Source organism: Oceaniferula spumae (assembly GCF_042849255.1).
GTDB classification, from domain to species: domain Bacteria; phylum Verrucomicrobiota; class Verrucomicrobiia; order Verrucomicrobiales; family Akkermansiaceae; genus Oceaniferula; species Oceaniferula spumae.
Map to the genome: position 1 here is coordinate 44,367 of NZ_AP026866.1, position 18,060 is coordinate 62,426.

Consider the following 18,060-nt stretch of genomic DNA (forward strand, 5'->3'; position numbering starts at 1 on the left):
GGAGTAGGAACCGATGGTTCACATGCCAGGCAGTCCCATGCCTCCGAGCCCACCGGTGAGTTTGGACATTTCGGATGCGGCCATTTCTTTGCCCTTGCTGATGGCTTCTTGAACGCCGGAGAGAACCAGCTGCTCGAGAAATTCGACATCGTCTGAGTCGACCACAGAGGGATCGATGGAAATCGATTGCACGTCTCCGGCACCGGTGGCCACGACGGTCACCTTGCCTCCTCCCACTGAGGCTTCAACGGTTTTTGCGTTGAGCTCTTCTTGGGTCTTCTGCATGCCAGCTTGCATTTGCTGGGCTTGTTTCATGAGTTTTTGAATGTCCATTTGATTTGTTGTTAGGTTGTTAGGGGTGGGTTATTGCTTGAGAGTTCCTTCGAAAACTTCGAGTGCTTTTTGAATGAGCGGGTCTTGGTAAAAAGTGTCTTCTACCTTTTCTTCTTCCTCCTCCGGTTCCTCATCCTTGACTTCTTCTACAGGCTCTGGGTTGAGAGCCGGGCCAGCTTGGGGAATGGGCGCTCCAGGGCCGTCATCAGCGGCGTCAATGAGAGCATCGAACCCTTGGCTCTCGGTTTCGGATTTCGCATCCTCCCATGGGGGACGGGAATCAGCAGGCGGTTCCGGAGTAGGTTCTGGCTCGGGAGTAGGGGCTGGTGTCGGCTCGGGATCGGGTGTTGGTGTGGGGGCTGGCTCTGGTGTCGGCTCATGTGACACTGGCGCGGGTGCTGGTTCCGGCGCAGGGGGAGTTTCGGTTTCCACGGCTACCGGTGCGGCATCGATACCCTCGATCGGGCTCGCTCCCGCCAGAGCCTTGATCACATCACTGATACGGGCGTCGTTGAGTGATTGGATGGCTTTGATCAGGCCGATTTCAAAATGGAGCCGTTTGTTAGCCGCCCATTTCATCCGGCCTTCGGTATCGGCAAGCACGTCAATCAGCGAAAGCAATCGATCCATCTGCACGTTGGAAGCGGTTTCAGTGAGGGATGTCCAAATTTCTGCAGGAAATCCTTCGTTGCCAGTGTTGGGATCGAGACGATTCACTAACAGGGCGCGGAGACAGCCAATGAGTTCACCGAGTAATTGGGAAAGCTCCTTGCCAGATTCTGCCTGTTGGTGAATCAGCTCAAGCGCGGCAGGGCTGTCTTTTTGTAAAAGGGATGAGGTCAGGGTTGCGACGGTTTCACGCGAGGTGAATCCGAAGATCTCGAGGACGTTTGCTTCCGTGATGGTTTCACCACAGAAAGCCACCAGCTGGTCTAACATCGATTGGGCATCACGCATGCCGCCATCGGCACCTTTGGCAATGGCCCATGCCGCCGGATCATCCAGTTTGACCCCTTCCTCGGAGGCGATGAACTGGAGGTGCTTGGCGATGGTTCCGGTCGGGATCGGACGCAGGTCGAATCGTTGACAGCGGGAAATGATGGTCGGGAGGATTTTGTTCGGCTCGGTGGTGGCGAAGATGAACTTCACGTGCTCCGGTGGCTCTTCCAGTGTTTTCAGAAGGGCATTGAATGCAGCAGTGGTGAGCATGTGCACCTCATCAATGTAGTAGATCTTGAATTTTCCATGGCTGGGTGCGAACTGGACATTTTCGCGCAGCTCCCGCACCTGTTCGACGCCATTATTAGAAGCACCATCAATTTCCAGCACGTCGAGCGACCGTCCTTCTGCGATTTCCTGACAGATTGGGCTATCTGGATCAAAATCAATGGTTGGTCCCTCCGGACAGTTCAATGCTTTGGCGAGAATCCGCGCGGTGGATGTTTTTCCTGTGCCTCGTGGACCGACGAAAAGCCATGCGTGGGCGAGTCGGTCGCGTTCGATCGCATTTCGTAGAGTCGAGATCACATGATCCTGGCCGAGAACGTCGGCAAACGTTTTCGGACGGTATTTTCTGGCAAAGACCTGGTAGCTCACGCGGGGTAACTTAGTGGAGATGCGGCTTTTGAAAATGGCGAAATTCAAAAATCCTCTGGAATGGAAGCGCGTGTATGGTGCATCACTCGTCCATGCCGAAGATACCAAGCGCTGAAGCCAAGGAGACACTTTACCGAGTGGCGATGGATAAGATCACCTCCATGCTCGATGGCGAAAGCAACGAGATCGCCCGCATGGCCACGGTGAGCTCGATTTTGGCAGGTGACTTTGATTATTTCTACTGGACCGGATTTTACCGGGTGGTCGATGGTGTTCTGGTCGTTGGTCCTTACCAAGGCACTCCGGGCTGCTTGCGTATTACCTTGGATCGTGGTGTCTGTGGCGCTGCTGCCAGCAGAAAGAAAACGATCTTGGTGCCCGACACCCATGCATTTCCTGGGCACATCGCCTGTGATGCAAGATCTCTCAGTGAAATTGTAGTGCCTGTCCTCGATGCTGCTGGGAATGTGCTGGCTGTTCTGGATGTTGATTCAGATCAGCTGTCGGCCTTTGATGCGATCGACCAAAAATGGCTGGAGACGATTATTGCGACGGTGTTTGCTGAATGAAATGATGAGAAGATTGCGCGAAATGCCATTTGTGTTGACCAAGATGGTATGGAATTGGAGTTGATCGTCGCGGTTTGGCAGGTTAAGGCTCGGGCGCGAAAATTCGCAGCTATTTATTATGAGTGATTTTACCCCGTTCCGTGAAAAGATGAAAGCCGCTGATGTTAGTGAAGCTGCCATTGGTGCATTTGAGAGGAATTATCAAGCGCTGCTGCGTAAAGAAAGCGGCATGATTACGGAAGATGAGATCACTCCTGCCGAAGGCGTGCCGGACCTCGAAGATGTCACCAAGGATGACGAGGAATTTGACCCCGCTTTGCTGGCCCAAACCGTAGTGATCAAGCTCAATGGTGGACTCGGAACCAGCATGGGGCTGCAGAAGGCGAAGAGTCTTCTCCCTGTGAAGGGCGAAACCACTTTCCTCGATATTATCGCACATCAAATTCTGCACCTGCGGGAGCAGACTGGGGCTAAGGTTCGTTTCCTCCTCATGGATAGCTTCAGCACTTCCGCTGAAACACTCGAGCACATGGAGGCCTATGCCGATCAAGATCTCTCCGGAGCCGAAAATATTGAGCTGATGCAGAATCAGGTTCCTAAGATCGATGCTGCTACGATGGAGCCGGTAACTTGGGAAAAAAATCCAGCCATGGAATGGTGCCCACCTGGTCATGGCGATCTGTATGCGGCCCTCGCTGGCAGTGGTTGGCTTGACAAGCTGTTAGCAGACGGAGTCAAATACGCGTTTGTTTCCAACTCAGATAACCTCGGTGCAGTGCTGGATGCAGGTCTGCTCCGATACTTCGCAGAAAGCGATAAGCCGTTTCTGATGGAAGCGACACGTCGCACGGAGGCCGATAAAAAAGGCGGTCATCTCGCAGTGCGCAAATCTGATAACCAACTCCTGCTGCGCGAAGTCGCTCAGTGTGCTGATGAGGACCTCGAACATTTCCAGAATATCGATCGCCACCAGTTCTTTAATACCAACAGCCTCTGGATCCGTCTTGATGTTCTGAAGGAATTGTTAGATCAGGAGGATGGTGTTTTGCCATTGCCAATGATCCAGAACAAAAAGACTGTCGACCCTCGCGACAAGGAGTCTACACCTGTCTATCAGTTAGAGATTGCTATGGGAGCAGCTATCGAGTCGTTCCCTGGCTCAGGAGCTGTATGTGTGCCACGTTCACGCTTCGCTCCTGTGAAAACAACTTCGGATTTATTCGCTCTACGCTCCGACGCCTACGAACAAACGCCCGATGGACGTATCGCGCTGCTGGCTTCGCGTGAAGGTAAGCCACCTGTGATCGATCTGAGCGATGAATACAAGATGGTGGATAGCCTCGAGGGGCTGGGAATGCCGTCTTTGATCGAGGCCAAAAAGCTCAAGGTGTCTGGTCCGGTCCGCTTCACCGATGGTGTGACCATCGTTGGGAAAGTCAGCTTCACCAATGAAACTGGCGATACCAAGTGGGTCGCGGGTGGCACATACACCGACGAAGACGTGGTGCTGTAAGCTCGCTTTCTAGCGGTTCAAGTGTCTGTCGGTAAGCTCTCAGCTGCCGACTGACAAAAAAGTCTGATTTATGAGGTTGCAACGCTCGTTTTATTTGAGCATATCCGCCGCGTAATGACGCAGTTCGACACCCTCGATATACCTCAGGACGGCTACGATGCCGTCATCTTCGACCTCGACGGCACATTGGTTGATTCCATGGCCGTTCATTTCACCGCATGGTGTGAAGCGCTAGCCAAGCACGGTGCGGCGAACGTTTTTCCCGAGGACGTTTTTTATGCCATGGGTGGTCGTCCCACCAAGGACATCGTCATGGAGTTGAATGGCGAGTGCGGACTGAAGCTCGATCCGGAAGTCGTCTCGATTGATAAGCGTGAAGCATTTTTGAAAAACCTTGATAAGGTTACCCTCAATGATGAGGTGGTCGATTTTGCCCGTAGTCTTCGCGGAAAAATGCCCATGGCCATTGCCACAGGCGGCTCACGCATCGTCGTGGAAAAAACTTTGCAGATCACTGGACTCAGTGATCTTTTTGATGAGGTGGTCACAGCCAACGACGTCAAATGCGGTAAGCCCGCTCCCGATGTTTTCCTCGAAGCCGCAGCGCGGTTAGAGATTGCTCCCGAGCGTTGCCTGGTGTTCGAAGATGCCCCAGCCGGTATCATGGGGGCACAATCTGCTGGTATGGAAGTTGTTTGTGTGCCAGCACCAGTGCGGGTTTGTTAAGCCCCCGCGCATTATGTCATCAATCACTTGGACCGCACCCGCCAAGGTGAACCTCTGTCTGAAGGTTCTCGCTAAGCGTGACGATGGCTTCCATGAAATCGAGAGCCTCATGGCTCCGCTGGATCTTGCGGATGTCTTACATTTTGAAAAGTCGGATCAATATCGACTTCTCTGCGATGCTCCAGGTGTGCCACTTAATGAGAGTAACCTTGTCACAAAAGCCGTGCGCATCTTTGAGCGCGTCAGTGGTAGGTTATGTAACTGGCAAATTACGTTAGAAAAAAAGGTGCCGCATGGTGCCGGACTTGGCGGAGGCAGTAGTGATGCCGCCACCGCTTTGTTAGCTCTCAATGAACTTGAAGGGACAAAGTTTTCCAATGACCAGCTCTCGGAAATGTCTGCGGAGATAGGTTCGGATATCCCATTTTTCATCTATCGCCAGATTTGTATGATCAAGGGTAGGGGGGAAGTGGTCGAACCCTTGGATCCTGCCGATGCCAGTGGTTTGTTAGGAACCAATATTCTCCTGCTCAAGCCCAGCTTCGGAGTTTCCACTCCTGACGCATACAAGACCTGCCTCACCGCCGAGCCACTCCCTGATGTAGATTACGAACTGCAATCAATGCCATGGGGGAGCATCGTCAATGACCTTGAGAAACCGGTGTTCAATAAATACCTTTTCCTCGCAGAGATGAAGATGTGGTTGCTTTCCCAGCCCGAAGTGAACGCGGCAATGATGAGTGGCTCCGGCTCCACGATGATGGCTTTTCTTTCTGATTCTGAACTCGCAGATGATCTGTTAGCTCGTGCTCGTCATGAACTCGACCCCACACTCTGGGGGCAACTCGTCAGCATCGTATGATCGTGATCAACGTGGAAATGAGTCTGTAAACTCCGTCTGCCCAATGAACTCCCTCGGTAAAAAAATTCTCAAAGACGTATCGAGGTCATTCTACCTCAGCATGCGATTGTTGCCGAAGGCCATGAGGGAGCCGATCAGTCTCGGATACCTGTTAGCACGAGCCAGTGATACCTTGGCTGACACCACCGAGCTTGATCCTGAATTACGAGCCGATTTGTTAGGTGGCTTTCAAGAGGTACTGCATGGTGCCGATCGCGCACCTTGGCTGGAAAGGATACAAAGCGAAGTGATCCCAAAACAACAGCACGAAGGTGAAAAGTGTTTGTTAGAAAATTTGGCTGGAGTGTTTGCGTGGCTTGACACACTCATCGCGGACTCTGGACAACCTACTGAAGTAGAACATTACGCAGCACCCGGCGAACGACTAAGCCTTGGTGCCCGGCAACATGCCGCCATTCTCACCGTGATGGGGCATATTCTTCGTGGCCAATCTCTCGACATCCAACGCTTCGAATTACGCAATGACTTTCGTTTCACCCTGGACTCTGAACTGGAGGAATACTGCTACCTCGTCGCAGGGTGCGTGGGGGAATTCTGGACCGAGATAGGTTTTATTTCCTTGGGAAATTTTGCCAAAGTAGAAGCTGGAAAGCTCAATCGCTGGGGGGCAAATTACGGCAAAGGCCTTCAGCTCATCAATATTTTACGAGACCTGCCGAACGATCTCAAAGCTGGGCGTTGTTATTTACCCAGTGTCGACCCCTCCGACCATTCAGCACTGATGAATGAATCAGACCGGTGGCGTCAACGCGCACGCGATTATCTCAAGGACGGCATGGCCTACGCCGACGCTCTCACGCTCAGACGCACCAGAATGGCAACAGCCCTGCCTGGCCTGATCGGGGAGAGAACTTTGGATCTGATGGACGCTGCTGATTGGTCGACGCTATCAGCAGGAGTGAAAGTGTCTCGCAAGGAAGTCTACCGGTGTGCTTGGGAGGCTTTTTGTCTCTAGCTTGATATTGCACTCAGTCATAACCTGCACTTGCAGGAATGCGGCTCATGGATTAAGGCACTTCCGTGGCTACGACAAAGACTACAGACCAACTTCCGGACGCCCACGGGCATTTCGGCACATACGGCGGCATGTTTGTGCCGGAGACTTTGATGGATCCGATGCAGGTTCTTGCGGCTGAATACGCCAAGGCCAAGGCTGATCCGGAGTTTCAAAAGGAACTCGATTACCTCCTGCGTCAGTACTGCGGCAGACCCACGCCACTCTACTTTGCCGAACGCTGGACGGAGAAACTCGGCGGAGCCAAAATTTACCTCAAGCGCGAAGACTTGCTGCACACCGGCGCCCACAAGATCAACAATGCCATCGGCCAGATTCTGCTCGCGCAACGTCTCGGCAAGAAACGTATCATCGCCGAAACCGGAGCCGGTCAGCACGGTGTTGCCACCGCTACAGTCTGCGCCCGTTTTGGCATGGAATGTATCGTCTACATGGGCAAGGTTGACATGGAGCGCCAGGCTCTGAATGTGGCTCGCATGGAACTGTTAGGTGCGAAAGTCGTTCCAGTCACTGCCGGCCAAGCCACCCTCAAAGAAGCAGTAAACGAAGCCCTGCGCGACTGGGTTTCCTCGGTCGAAAACACCCACTACATTCTCGGCTCAGCCTTGGGCTCTCATCCATTCCCAATGATGGTGCGCGATTTCCACCGCGTCATCGGTCTGGAAGCTCGTGAGCAAATTCTCGAACAAGAAGGACGCCTGCCAGATCTGTTAGTTGCCTGCGTCGGTGGCGGTTCCAATGCCATCGGGCTGTTCCACCCTTTCATCAATGACACCGATGTCCGCATGGTCGGAGTCGAAGCCGGAGGCGATGGCATCATTCCCGAGCGCCATGCTGCCAGATTCCAAGGTGGTAAACTCGGTGTCCTGCAAGGCTCCAAAACCTGGTTGCTAGCTAATGACGATGGCCAGATCGAACTCACCCACTCGGTAAGCGCCGGTCTCGACTACGCCGCCGTTGGCCCCGAGCACGCCTACCTCAAGGACATCGGTCGCGCCGAATACGACTACGCCACCGACGACGAAGCCCTGGCCGCTTTCAAGCAACTTGCAGAAACCGAAGGCATTCTCCCAGCCCTCGAAAGCTCCCACGCCATGGCCCACGTCATCAAAGTGGCTCCAAGTTTGCCCAAGGACACTATCATCATCGCCAACCTCTCAGGCCGCGGCGACAAAGACGTCGAGCAAGCTGCTAAATATTTGCTCAATTCATAAATCCAACCGCTAAATACGCGAATTACGCTAAAGCAAATAGCGAATACTCATCCCAAGAAAATTTAGCGTATTTAGCGTATTTCGCGGTTCAAAACATGGCTCAAAGAACGATAGGAATCATCTCAGGTTCTGGAATTTATCCAGAGGAGTTCATGGTGGCCGCTCGCGCCAAGGCTCCTGATGCGCGCTTGGTTATGGCCGCGTTCAAAGGGGAAACCCGTGAGGAGTTGGCGACGCAAGCTGATGCCAGTGCTTGGTTTCGTGTCGGGCAACTCGGAAAAATGATCAAGTTCCTTCGCAAAGAGGGAGCCACCGAAGCGGTGATGGTTGGTCAGATCGCACCGCGGAATCTTTTTGACCTGCGCCCCGATATTCGCACGGCGATGTTGCTGGCCAGATTGAAGCGGAAGAATGCAGAATCCATTTTCGGTGCCATTGCTAAAGAGTTAGCCAAAGATGGCATCACTCTTTTACCCGCTACCACGTTTCTAGAAGACATTATGCCTGCGGCTGGTCATGTCTGTGGACCTGCTCTAGATGAGTCAGCCATGGAAGATGCCGAGTATGGCTTCAAGATTGCCAAGGAAACGAGCCGACTCGATATCGGCCAGACTGTCGTTGTTAGGAACGGCACCGTGCTCGCCGTCGAAGCCTTCGAAGGAACTAACGCCTGTATTCGCAGAGGAGGGGAGCTCGGAAAAGGCAAGGACATCACCCTCGCCAAAGTTTCCAAACCGAATCAGGACTTCCGCTTCGACGTGCCAGTGATCGGCCCCGATACGGTTAAAAATTGTGCCCGCTCAGGTGTCCGCACCATTGCGATTGAGGCAGGAAAGACACTCATGCTGGCTGGCGGAGAGGTCGAGACCATGTGTAAAGAGCACAAGGTTTCCATCGTGGCACTGGTCTGACTTAGTCTCTAAAAATCAAAGCTTTAAGATGCTTTGTCTAAAATTAAAATAACATTTTCAAAAAACGATTTGAATTTTATTCGATGATGGGTAGTTTGTCGGCGCCATGGCCACTGACGCAAAAGAAAAGCTCATCGAAAGCGCGATTCGTGTGTTCGCGGAGCAGGGCTTTCGGGCGGGAAAAGTGGCAGATATCGTCAAGGGCGCTGGTGCTAACATCGCAGCGGTGAATTATCATTTTGGTTCCAAGGAGCAGATCTTTGTAGCAGCGCTTCGACAGGCATTTGCCGATGCCAACGAAGTCTATCCGAGTAAAGGAGATTTGGACGAGTCGGCTCCTGCGGAGCAGAAGGTGGCGGCAGTTGCCCGTGCGGTCTTGAGACGTTCCTTCGACGAGGGCAAGGCTGGAAATTTCAATCGCATTATGGGCAAGACCATGCATGTGCCCGGCTCTCCAGTGGAGTTAATTCTCAACGAAGTAAGAAGCATGGAGCTGGATTATGTGGAAAAGATTCTGGCGGAATACTTGAAAACGAAATCGCCCCCAATTCTTGAATGGGCAAAATCAAATTTTATCCAGTTGGCTACGCTTATATGCAAACGACCAGGTGGTTCAGAGGGCTTGTTTCCAGGTGACCCAAAACCCAAAGAGATCGAAGCCATGATCGAAGTCCAGATTGGTGTGATTCTTGCTTCCCTCAAAGCCTTGCCGCAAAAATTCCCCACATAAAATCCAGATGATGAAAATTTTTAACCGAAGCATTTTACTAACAATCGCGGTAGCTGTGAGCGTGTTTTTAGCCGCTTGTGTCACGATGCCGGGTTCAAAGGCAGACAATGCGAATAAAAACCTAACCATCCCAAAGCGCTACGATGCCACCCAGCCGCCAGTGCCGCAGGTCGCCAATGGGCTGCTATCCCTCTTTCCTGATTCCCGGATGAGCAGCTATGTAAGCCGGGCCATGAACTCGAACCCAGACCTCCGCGCCAGTGCCGCTCGTCTGGAGGAAGCCGGATTCAATACCCGCAAAGCCTACGCTCCCTTGGTGCCGTCACTCACGGCCAATGCCGGAGCATCGCGTGCTCGCAGTGCAGGAGTGGGAACGACTGCTACGGCCACCACCGCCAATCGCTACGCCACCTCATTGGATGCTCAGTGGGAGATTGATGTGTGGGGGAGAATCCGTGCAGGTGTGACTGCCGCTGCCGGAGATCGCGCAGCTGCTGCAGCCGACTACGCCTCAGCCAAGCAATCCATCGCAGCTCAGACGATGCAGGCCTATTTCTCCCTTGTCGCTGCGGATAAATTGTTAGGCTTGTCCAATCGCCGACTGAATAGCTTCCAGAAGACTCTCGATCTGGTCAACCGTCGTTTCGAGGCAGGTACAGGAAGCCTGGGCGATGTCGAGCTGGCTAAGACAGATGTAGAAAACACCCGCGCCCAAGTCGATCAACGCAAGGACACCAGAGACCAAGCGGCGCGGAGTCTGGCTGCACTCACGGGTGCCTATCCGGACGCCCAAGCACGCGCCTCATCATGGCCGTCACTTCGTCGTAGTGTGCCAGCCGGTATACCATCCAATGTTTTGCTGAACCGACCCGACATCGATGCCGCCTATCAGCGCATCCGTGCGGCGGATTCCAGAGTGACGGTGGCTCATCGCGATCTCTATCCGAGTTTTGCTCTCACAGCCAGCGCCGGTCAGCAATCGTCGACCTTAAGGAATCTCGCAAACTCGAACTTCAACGTCTGGTCCTTCGCCGGAAACATCGCCGCGCCGCTGATCGATGGTGGCAGCCGTAGGTCCGAACTCGGCGCAGCCAACGCCCGGGCCAAACAAGCTCTCGCGAGTTACCAGTCCACAGTGCTCAATGCCTTCCAAGAGGTTGAAAATGCGCTCGGATCGGAGCGCTACCTGCAGAGTCAGCAGAATTCTTATCAGAGCGCGCTGAAAGCAGCTAAAAACGCTGAGGACCGCATACGCCGCAACTATGAAACGGGGCTGGTAGAAATCCTCACTCTGCTCGATGCCCAGCGCCGCTCTTTCGACACTGAGGAATCACTCATCAACACTCAGGCACTACGCTATCAGAACCGCGTCAGCCTCGCCCTCGCACTGGGTAAAGGACTCTAACATTTACTATTTTTCATGAAAACCATTGTTAAAATCATCGTGCCGCTCGCCATCATTGGCGGGGCATTCCTTCTGGGGAAGTTCATCGTTGGAACCAAGGAAGAACGTAAGAGCCAGAAACCTCAACCGGTCATACCGCAGGTTGATCTTGCTACGGTTCCGCTGGCCGATCATCAACCGCCGGTTCTCAGCTACGGTACGGTGCAGAGTTATTTTGAAACCACACTCACGCCACAAGTCACCGGTCAAATCGTCGAGGTCTCGCCCAAGTTTCGCGTGGGAGAAATGGTCAAAAAAGGGGATCTGTTAGCTCGGCTCGATGATACCGATTATCAGTCGGCTCTGGCCACTCAGCAGGCGAATTTGGAACTTCAAAAGCGCACCTTGGCAGAAGAGGAAATCCTCGCCAAGCAGGCATCAGAAGACTGGCTGGCGTCTGGCAGAAAGCTGAGTTCTGCTTCGGAATTCGTGCTGCGCAAACCTCAGATGGCAACGGCCAAAGCCAATATTTCCTCGGCTGAAGCTTCCATTCAGAAAGCCACAGCTGACATCGAGCGCACACGCATCACCGCACCTTATGATGCGGTCGTCACCGAGCGCACCGCATCGCTTGGAAATCTGGCTACTGCTCAGACTTCTCTAGGCACGCTGGTGGCCACGGAACGTGCTGAGGTCAGACTGCCGCTGACAGCGGATCAATTTGCTCGGATCGAAATCCCAAGCAAGTCTGAGATCGATCTCACCAGCCCTAACAAACCGGGAGTGGTATGGAAGGCTACGCTGAAGCGCACCGAGCCAACAGTCGATCCACAGAATCAGGTGATCTACATCATCGCCGAGGTCAAAAATCCCTACACGGTAGGAGAGCAAACTCTCGCAGTGGGCACCTTTGTCAATGCCTCCATCCCGGCTACGACCATCGACAATGCCTACCGTGTTCCTGAAGCCGCCTTGGTGAATGACGCTTATCTCTGGATCGTTGACGCTGAAAACAAGTTGGTGAAAGCCGATGCAGAACGCGTTTACAGCCATAACGCCCATGCCTATGTCCGCCTTAGCTCTCAAGACATCAAGCCACCGTTAAAAGTGGTCACCCGTCCACTCAGTAATTTCCGTGAGGGAACGACGGTGCAGGCTGCCGATGACACAGCGAAGAAGTAGGCACAACCCATCACTTTTATCACCATGTCGCCTCTTCAAAAACATCCGTTCATCACCTGGTTTGCTACCAATCCGGTGGTGGCGAACATTATGATGATCACCATACTAGCGGCGGGGGTGTTTACGGCTCTCACTGTTAGGAAAGAAGGTTTCCCAGCCTTTGCCGCTGAAACGGTCACCGTGAGCGTTCCTATCCGCGGTGGCACTCCTGAGAATGTGGAACGTGGTGTGGCGATCAAGATTGAAGAGTCACTGCAGTCCGTCAACGGAATCGATCACGTGCGCTCGGTCAGTCAGGACAGCCTTGCCACCGTGACGATTCAGGCGAAGGAAGGCTATCCGATTACCAAACTTCTGGATGACGTCAAAATCCAGGTCGATGCCATTCCGTCGTTCCCGGAACAGGCGGAGAAACCGGTGATCACCGAGACCAAACGCGAGAACACCGTGCTCTGGGTAGAGCTCTACGGCGATGCCCCAGAAGCCGTGCTCAAGGAGACCGCACGCAAGGTCAGAGATGAACTCCTGAGACAGCCGGCCATTTCCAAAGTGGAGGCCTTCGGTAGCAGGGATTATGAAATCTCGATAGAGCCCTCCGAGGAAAAACTACGACTCTATAACCTGACCTTTAGTGAGGTGGCGGATGCTGTTTCTAACAACTCTATCGATCTTGGAGGCGGTGTGGTCCGGTCCGATCGGGGCGACATCTCCCTGCGTGCTCGTGATCAGGCGTATAACAAAAAAGACTTTGAAAACATTCCGGTTAGAACCAATGCAGATGGCACCCGGATCTTTGTCAAGGACGTGGCCAACGTGCGTGATGCCTTTGTTGACCAGGACTTCCTGAATCGCTTCCGTGGTAAACCAACTACCAGTCTGCAAATTGTCACCGAAGGAAACGACGACATTCTCGATGCGGTGAAACAGGCGCGCAAAGTGGTCGCCGAATACAAGGATCTGCCCGAAGGCGTGCAGATCGCAGGTTGGTTGGACGGTGCCACTAACATCCGTGACCGATTGATCTTGTTAGGAAAGAATGGCGGACTCGGTGTCCTGTTAGTCTTGGGTATTCTGATGCTTTTCCTGAACCTACGCCTCGCATTCTGGGTGGCCATCGGCATTCCTGTCTCACTCGCCGGAGCGGTTACGCTTTTCCCGATCCCAGGGATCGATATGTCCGTGAACGTCATCTCAGCCTTCGGTTTCCTCGTGGTGTTAGGGATCGTTGTGGACGATGCCATCGTCATTGGTGAGTCGATTTACTCTGAAAAAGAGAGTCAGAAAAATCCTGACGACCGTGAAAGCCCCATCCGCGCCACCGTCCGAGGGGTCAGCAAGGTGGTGACTCCGGCCACCTTCGGAGTGATCACCACCATCGCCGCCTTCCTGCCTCTCACCCAGGTGAGTGGTCGGATGGGTAACGTCTTCGGACAGATCGCCACGACGGTTATTTTCTGCCTGATTTTCTCTCTGGTCGAATCCAAGCTGATTCTTCCATCCCACTTGGCCCACATTGATGTTCACAAGAAACCAGGCAACATCATCTCGCGCAGCTGGTCGAGGTTCCAGAAGCGTATCGCTGGAGGGCTCAACTGGTTCATCGCGCGCGTTTACAGTCCCACCATCGAGTTCCTTATTCCTTGGCGCTATGCGGTACTGGCCGGATTTGTGGCCGTGCTGATCGTGGTGGTCTCGCTGTTCCCAGCTGGCCAGTTGCGCTTCGTCTTTTTCCCTAACATCTACCGCGACAACGCTTCCGTGAACCTCGCACTCGAGCAGGGGCAGTCGGTGGAATACCTGCATGCGAACACCGAGCGCATCGCGAACATCGCTAGGGAATTGGGATCGCGCTACAAGGAGGAGTTCGGACACGATCCATTTCTCGAAATCCAGATTTCCGCGAGTTCCAATACCTCGGCATCGATCGCAGCCGAGCTGACTCGCTCGACCACCCGCGAGTTTCTACCCACTGAGCGCATCATCAAAGACTGGCGGAAAGCGGTGGGAAATGTGGCAGGGGCTCGCTCTCTAACACTCACCTCACGCGCAGGTCCTCCTGGAGGTGACTTGGTGATCAATTTGGAAAGTGAGAACCTGGAAGAGCTGAAAGCCGCGGCTGATGAGCTGAAGCGTGTGATCGCCACCTACCCAGGAGTTTACGACATTCTCGATACCTTCGATTCTGGAAAACCGGAGATTCTCTACTCGATCACGCCGGAAGGTCAGGCGGCCGATCTCAATAAACTTGATCTCGCCAGCAATGTGCGCGATGCCTTCTTCGGACGCGAGGCCCAGCGGGTGCAGCGAGGGCGTGATGAGGTGAAGGTGATGGTGCGTTATCCTCTGGAGGAGCGTGGATCGCTGGACACCTTGCGAGATATGCGAATCAGGAAACCTGATGGCACCACGGTTCCGTTTTCCGTCGTCGCTGATACCACCTATTCCGAGTCGCTGGCATCTATTGAGCGCTACGATTACAAACGTGTGGTGGCTGTGGAGGCATCCATTGATAAAGGCATAACCTCGTCCGAGGAAATTCTGACTCGTCTGGAGTCCGAATATTTCCCTGAGATGAAATCCAAGTATCCAGCCATCTCCATCAGCCAGAGCGGTGAGGCGGAGCAGAGGGGAAAATCGATGAAGTCATTGATCACCGGCTTCATGTTCTCGATTATCTTCATCTACATTCTGATCGCGATCCCTCTGAAAAGTTACGTCAAACCGCTGATCATCATGTCGGTCATTCCATTCGGAATCATCGGGGCATTGATGGGGCACTATCTGATGGGTATCCCAGTTTCCATTCTATCAGTCTTCGGCATCCTCGCGCTCTCCGGCGTGGTGGTGAATGATTCCCTGGTCTTGGTGTGCCGCGTGGATGATCTGCGTGAGGAAGGTTTGAGCCTGATCGATGCGTGCCGACGCTCCGGAGCTGATCGTTTCCGCGCGATCTTGCTGACTTCATTGACGACCTTCTTCGGACTGGCTCCGTTATTGTTAGAAACCGAAGTTCAGGCACAGTTCTTGAAACCGATGGCGGCATCGCTGGCATTCGGAATCCTGTTCGCCACCATCATCACCTTGTTCCTGCTGCCCTTGTTGCTGATTGTAGCCAAGGATATCAAGGGGGGAATCCTGCGCTTTTTCCGCATGTGACCGGCATTGCCAGAATAACGAATCCTGCCTAGCCTTTGCCTGTGACCCTTCCCATCTCCACACCCGCGCTGCTTTTTCCGGCGGTGAGTTTGCTGTTTCTTTCCTATACGAATCGGTTCCTCCATCTCTCAGCGTTGATTCGCCAGCTGCACCGCGATTGGTTAGAGCACGATGATCACTTGTTACTGGCACAGATTTCCAATTTGAGGAAACGTCTGGTTCTGATTCGCTGGATGCAGTTTCTTGGAGCTGTGTGTCTGTTTCTATGTGTCACATCCATGCTCTCAGTCGTCTTCGGCTGGCCGGTGCTGGCGATGAGTACATTCGTCGTGGCGCTGTTTTTCATGGCTGCCTCACTCGCCGGGTTGACCGTGGAAGTCTGGATCTCCGGCGGCGCGCTGAGAATCATGCTGCGTAGCCTTGAACAGAGCCGGGATGAAAAATCCCGGCAGTAAGTGGGGCACCTTAGTTAAAAGGGTAGCAACTCATTCGCCTGGAACCACAGGCTCACGGTCCAAATCTGAGTATGGGTAATGCCCCGCATCCTTCAGCTTTTGAATCAGTTGGGCCCCTCCATTCTCACGGGCGTAATCCATTTCAGAGCGGAATATTTCGATCACTGTCATGATGCCGAAGGGATGCGGACCGTTTGCCGCTGAGTCTGAAGGATAGGCATCAAAGATCAGGCATTTACCGCCCACGTGATCCATCTCCTCGGGGAACTCACATGTTTCATTCGGGTTCAATGTGGCTTGCGCGCTATACTGGGCGATCACATTGAGAATCGAGTTGATGTTAGAGTGGGTTTTGCCAAATTTCGATTGCTCGTTTTTGGCCTGATCAAGATCCATCGCATGGCGTGTGAACATGACCATTTCATAGAGTTGAAATACCTCATTGGAAGACCCTTCATACGGAGACTCACAAAGCTCGAGCGTGGCAATGCCGACACCTTCGATGCCATTGGGAAAGTAATAAAGGTCAAGCCCTCCATCGACCGAGTAAGGGATGATGGCGTGCATCACCGTATCGTGCTGCATGCCTAAGTGAGTTTCCAAGAACTCAACCTTCTGGTCATACCATCGCTGAGCCTCAGCTTCATCGATTTCAGGACGGGGAGGGGGCGTGTTCTTGCCGAACAAACTGAGGATTTTTTTGAACATGTTGGTGGTAGCGAAGGGTTAAGATCAACCTTTATCGTCGTAGTATTTCCAATCACCCTTGTACCGTCTGAAACGCGAGCATTCATGCGTCTCGTGGGCTTCGCCTTGCACGAAACACTCGGCGACGAACTCGACTTTGCCGACCTTGTCATCTTTTCCACCCTTCGAAGTTCCCAGTATGGTTAGAAACCGCCAGGTCAGGTTGTGGACTGTTTTCTCCAGCTGCTTCCTCAGCCCCGGTTCGCGAGTGTCCGGGTGTTGGGTTTCTACGAGGTAGTCGACCAGTCGGAAAAAATACGCGCTGTAACGTGAACGCATCAGTTCTTCGGCCGTTGTGGCCTTGGCCTTGCGATAGTGCAGAGGCATACAGCACAGGTAATAACTGTCACCGCTCTTGCACGGACAGAGTGACTCGGCCCGTGTTTTCGGGGCATCATCGGTCTGTTCCGTTAAGTCTTCTGTGGAATCGCTCACGGGTAGGAGACTAGGGTGGGGGCGGTGTGGAGCCAATGATATTTTGTGGCAGATGGCATCAGGATGGTTGATCCAGCGGCTCGGAAGACTTTCTCTCGATCAGTTGTCCTTGGATGGTAACGCGTCTGACAGGTTCATCTGGGAACTTGATCCGATTGATCATGATCTCTGCGGCCACCCGGCCAATTTCCTTGCAGGGTTGCTTGTAGCTGGTGAGTGGAACACTGAGCAGGGAGGCGTATTTGACGTCATCAAATCCGCAGACCTTCACCTTGCCGGGGATATCAATATCGCGATCTAACAAATTCCGCATCAATGTTGCGGCGGTGCTGTCATTGGCGCAAATGATACCGTCCACGCCGTTCTCTAGCAACTCATCGACGCTTTCTCCCGGCTCTTCCGTATGGTAGTCCAGCGTATAGAGACTGGTGGCTAACAGGCCCTTCTGCACCAGGGCTTCACGGCAGCCCATACGGCGCAGTTGCACGGTCATGGCTGGGTTTCCTCGGGTGACAAAGGCCAGCCGCTGACAGCCAGCCTCCAGTAGGTGAGTGGCCACCACGTAGCCAGCCTCGATGTTGTCGATACCAATCAGATCACAGCGTGTTTGCCGCGGCCAGCGATAGAGATCTCGGTCTAACAAAACGACGTGAATGCCATGTTTTCTGAGGCGTTCGAGGATCATGTAATTGAATGATTGCGGGTCGATGACGTGTTCCGCTGGCGCAAAAAAGACACCGTGCACCTTGGCATCGATCAGCTGCTTGGCCATCGCTTCGGTTTGTATTTTCAAATCATCCGATGCGGTTATCTCGGCGGGCAGCATCATTTTGACGCCCGCCGCTGCAGCTGTCTCCGCGATACTGATGCAGATAGGCTCGAAGATCTCGGTCTCTTGCAAACGGGGGATGAGGAAGCCGACTTTTTGCTTTGCTTTGCCAGGGGCCAGCACCTGAGTGCCAAAGCCTGCCTTACGTTTCACCAGCTTTTCATCACTGAGTAATTTCAGCGCTTTGGCGATGGTGGGACGCGAAACTTGGTATTCTTCGCACATCTCACTTTCCGTGGGCAGTAAATCACCCGGCAAATATTTTCGTTCGCGGATATGCAGGAGAAGTTCCTCGTAGATCTGTAAGTACCTTGGTTTGGAGTTACTCATGTGAATTCAAATG

17 protein-coding genes are annotated in these 18,060 nt (G+C 53.3%); 12 read left to right on the top strand and 5 right to left on the bottom strand.

Going from position 1 to position 18,060, the window contains the following annotated elements; translation table 11 throughout:
* Positions 1–18: 18 nt before the first annotated feature.
* Positions 19–333, bottom strand: coding sequence for a YbaB/EbfC family nucleoid-associated protein (locus ACSPJT_RS00215; protein ID WP_435894360.1), 315 nt, complete (start codon positions 331–333; stop codon positions 19–21).
* A 30-nt stretch (positions 334–363) separates the two neighbouring features.
* Entirely contained in the window at positions 364–1,929 is a 1,566-nt protein-coding gene (gene dnaX / locus ACSPJT_RS00220) for a DNA polymerase III subunit gamma/tau (RefSeq protein WP_435894361.1), read from the bottom strand.
* 92 nt (positions 1,930–2,021) lie between these two features.
* Here dnaX and ACSPJT_RS00225 point away from each other — a divergent pair, with 92 nt between their 5' ends.
* From ACSPJT_RS00225 to ACSPJT_RS00280, 12 genes are all read left to right on the top strand, one after another.
* Positions 2,022–2,498 carry a GAF domain-containing protein gene (locus ACSPJT_RS00225; protein WP_435894362.1) on the top strand — a complete coding sequence of 159 codons (477 nt, stop codon included), beginning with the start codon at positions 2,022–2,024 and terminating at the stop codon, positions 2,496–2,498.
* A gap of 118 nt (positions 2,499–2,616) precedes the next feature.
* A complete protein-coding gene (locus ACSPJT_RS00230) occupies positions 2,617–4,011 on the top strand; it encodes a UTP--glucose-1-phosphate uridylyltransferase (RefSeq protein ID WP_435894363.1) in 1,395 nt (464 codons plus the stop codon).
* 114 nt (positions 4,012–4,125) lie between these two features.
* The gene (locus tag ACSPJT_RS00235) at positions 4,126–4,737 is read left to right on the top strand and encodes an HAD family hydrolase (protein WP_435894364.1); all 612 of its coding nucleotides are present in this window, start codon (positions 4,126–4,128) and stop codon (positions 4,735–4,737) included.
* Positions 4,738–4,750: 13 nt separating this feature from the next.
* Positions 4,751–5,599 (top strand): 4-(cytidine 5'-diphospho)-2-C-methyl-D-erythritol kinase, encoded by an 849-nt coding sequence (ispE, locus tag ACSPJT_RS00240; protein ID WP_435894365.1) that lies wholly within the window; start codon positions 4,751–4,753, stop codon positions 5,597–5,599.
* Between the two features lie 43 nt (positions 5,600–5,642).
* On the top strand, positions 5,643–6,614 hold the full coding sequence (locus tag ACSPJT_RS00245) for a phytoene/squalene synthase family protein (RefSeq protein ID WP_435894366.1): 972 nt from the start codon (positions 5,643–5,645) through the stop codon (positions 6,612–6,614).
* A gap of 65 nt (positions 6,615–6,679) precedes the next feature.
* On the top strand, positions 6,680–7,888 hold the full coding sequence (trpB, locus tag ACSPJT_RS00250) for a tryptophan synthase subunit beta (protein ID WP_435894367.1): 1,209 nt from the start codon (positions 6,680–6,682) through the stop codon (positions 7,886–7,888).
* A gap of 95 nt (positions 7,889–7,983) precedes the next feature.
* Entirely contained in the window at positions 7,984–8,799 is an 816-nt protein-coding gene (locus tag ACSPJT_RS00255; RefSeq protein ID WP_435894368.1) for an LpxI family protein, read from the top strand.
* Positions 8,800–8,905: 106 nt separating this feature from the next.
* The gene (locus tag ACSPJT_RS00260; protein ID WP_435894369.1) at positions 8,906–9,529 is read left to right on the top strand and encodes a TetR/AcrR family transcriptional regulator; all 624 of its coding nucleotides are present in this window, start codon (positions 8,906–8,908) and stop codon (positions 9,527–9,529) included.
* A gap of 7 nt (positions 9,530–9,536) precedes the next feature.
* Complete coding sequence (locus ACSPJT_RS00265; protein WP_435894370.1) at positions 9,537–10,934, top strand: efflux transporter outer membrane subunit; 1,398 nt, start codon at positions 9,537–9,539, stop codon at positions 10,932–10,934.
* Positions 10,935–10,949: 15 nt separating this feature from the next.
* On the top strand, positions 10,950–12,095 hold the full coding sequence (locus ACSPJT_RS00270) for an efflux RND transporter periplasmic adaptor subunit (protein ID WP_435894371.1): 1,146 nt from the start codon (positions 10,950–10,952) through the stop codon (positions 12,093–12,095).
* Positions 12,096–12,119: 24 nt separating this feature from the next.
* A complete protein-coding gene (locus tag ACSPJT_RS00275) occupies positions 12,120–15,251 on the top strand; it encodes an efflux RND transporter permease subunit (protein ID WP_435894372.1) in 3,132 nt (1,043 codons plus the stop codon).
* Between the two features lie 41 nt (positions 15,252–15,292).
* On the top strand, positions 15,293–15,706 hold the full coding sequence (locus ACSPJT_RS00280) for a DUF2721 domain-containing protein (RefSeq protein ID WP_435894373.1): 414 nt from the start codon (positions 15,293–15,295) through the stop codon (positions 15,704–15,706).
* A gap of 30 nt (positions 15,707–15,736) precedes the next feature.
* Here the strand turns inward: ACSPJT_RS00280 and ACSPJT_RS00285 are convergent, their stop codons facing one another.
* The 3 genes from ACSPJT_RS00285 to ACSPJT_RS00295 are packed head-to-tail and all read right to left on the bottom strand — an operon-like array spanning position 15,737 to position 18,047.
* A complete protein-coding gene (locus ACSPJT_RS00285; RefSeq protein ID WP_435894374.1) occupies positions 15,737–16,414 on the bottom strand; it encodes a suppressor of fused domain protein in 678 nt (225 codons plus the stop codon).
* A gap of 24 nt (positions 16,415–16,438) precedes the next feature.
* On the bottom strand, positions 16,439–16,888 hold the full coding sequence (locus ACSPJT_RS00290) for a YchJ family protein (protein ID WP_435894375.1): 450 nt from the start codon (positions 16,886–16,888) through the stop codon (positions 16,439–16,441).
* A gap of 58 nt (positions 16,889–16,946) precedes the next feature.
* Complete coding sequence (locus ACSPJT_RS00295) at positions 16,947–18,047, bottom strand: GntR family transcriptional regulator (protein WP_435894376.1); 1,101 nt, start codon at positions 18,045–18,047, stop codon at positions 16,947–16,949.
* Positions 18,048–18,060 lie beyond the last annotated feature (13 nt).

Coding starts and splice junctions, on each gene's coding strand:
- ACSPJT_RS00215 (WP_435894360.1), bottom strand. CDS start 333: ATGGACATTCAAAAACTCATGAAACAAGCCCAGCAAATGCAAGCTGGC.
- ACSPJT_RS00225 (WP_435894362.1), top strand. CDS start 2,022: ATGCCGAAGATACCAAGCGCTGAAGCCAAGGAGACACTTTACCGAGTG.
- ACSPJT_RS00230 (WP_435894363.1), top strand. CDS start 2,617: ATGAGTGATTTTACCCCGTTCCGTGAAAAGATGAAAGCCGCTGATGTT.
- ACSPJT_RS00235 (WP_435894364.1), top strand. CDS start 4,126: ATGACGCAGTTCGACACCCTCGATATACCTCAGGACGGCTACGATGCC.
- ispE (WP_435894365.1), top strand. CDS start 4,751: ATGTCATCAATCACTTGGACCGCACCCGCCAAGGTGAACCTCTGTCTG.
- ACSPJT_RS00245 (WP_435894366.1), top strand. CDS start 5,643: ATGAACTCCCTCGGTAAAAAAATTCTCAAAGACGTATCGAGGTCATTC.
- ACSPJT_RS00255 (WP_435894368.1), top strand. CDS start 7,984: ATGGCTCAAAGAACGATAGGAATCATCTCAGGTTCTGGAATTTATCCA.
- ACSPJT_RS00260 (WP_435894369.1), top strand. CDS start 8,906: ATGGCCACTGACGCAAAAGAAAAGCTCATCGAAAGCGCGATTCGTGTG.
- ACSPJT_RS00265 (WP_435894370.1), top strand. CDS start 9,537: ATGATGAAAATTTTTAACCGAAGCATTTTACTAACAATCGCGGTAGCT.
- ACSPJT_RS00270 (WP_435894371.1), top strand. CDS start 10,950: ATGAAAACCATTGTTAAAATCATCGTGCCGCTCGCCATCATTGGCGGG.
- ACSPJT_RS00275 (WP_435894372.1), top strand. CDS start 12,120: ATGTCGCCTCTTCAAAAACATCCGTTCATCACCTGGTTTGCTACCAAT.
- ACSPJT_RS00285 (WP_435894374.1), bottom strand. CDS start 16,414: ATGTTCAAAAAAATCCTCAGTTTGTTCGGCAAGAACACGCCCCCTCCC.
- ACSPJT_RS00295 (WP_435894376.1), bottom strand. CDS start 18,047: ATGAGTAACTCCAAACCAAGGTACTTACAGATCTACGAGGAACTTCTC.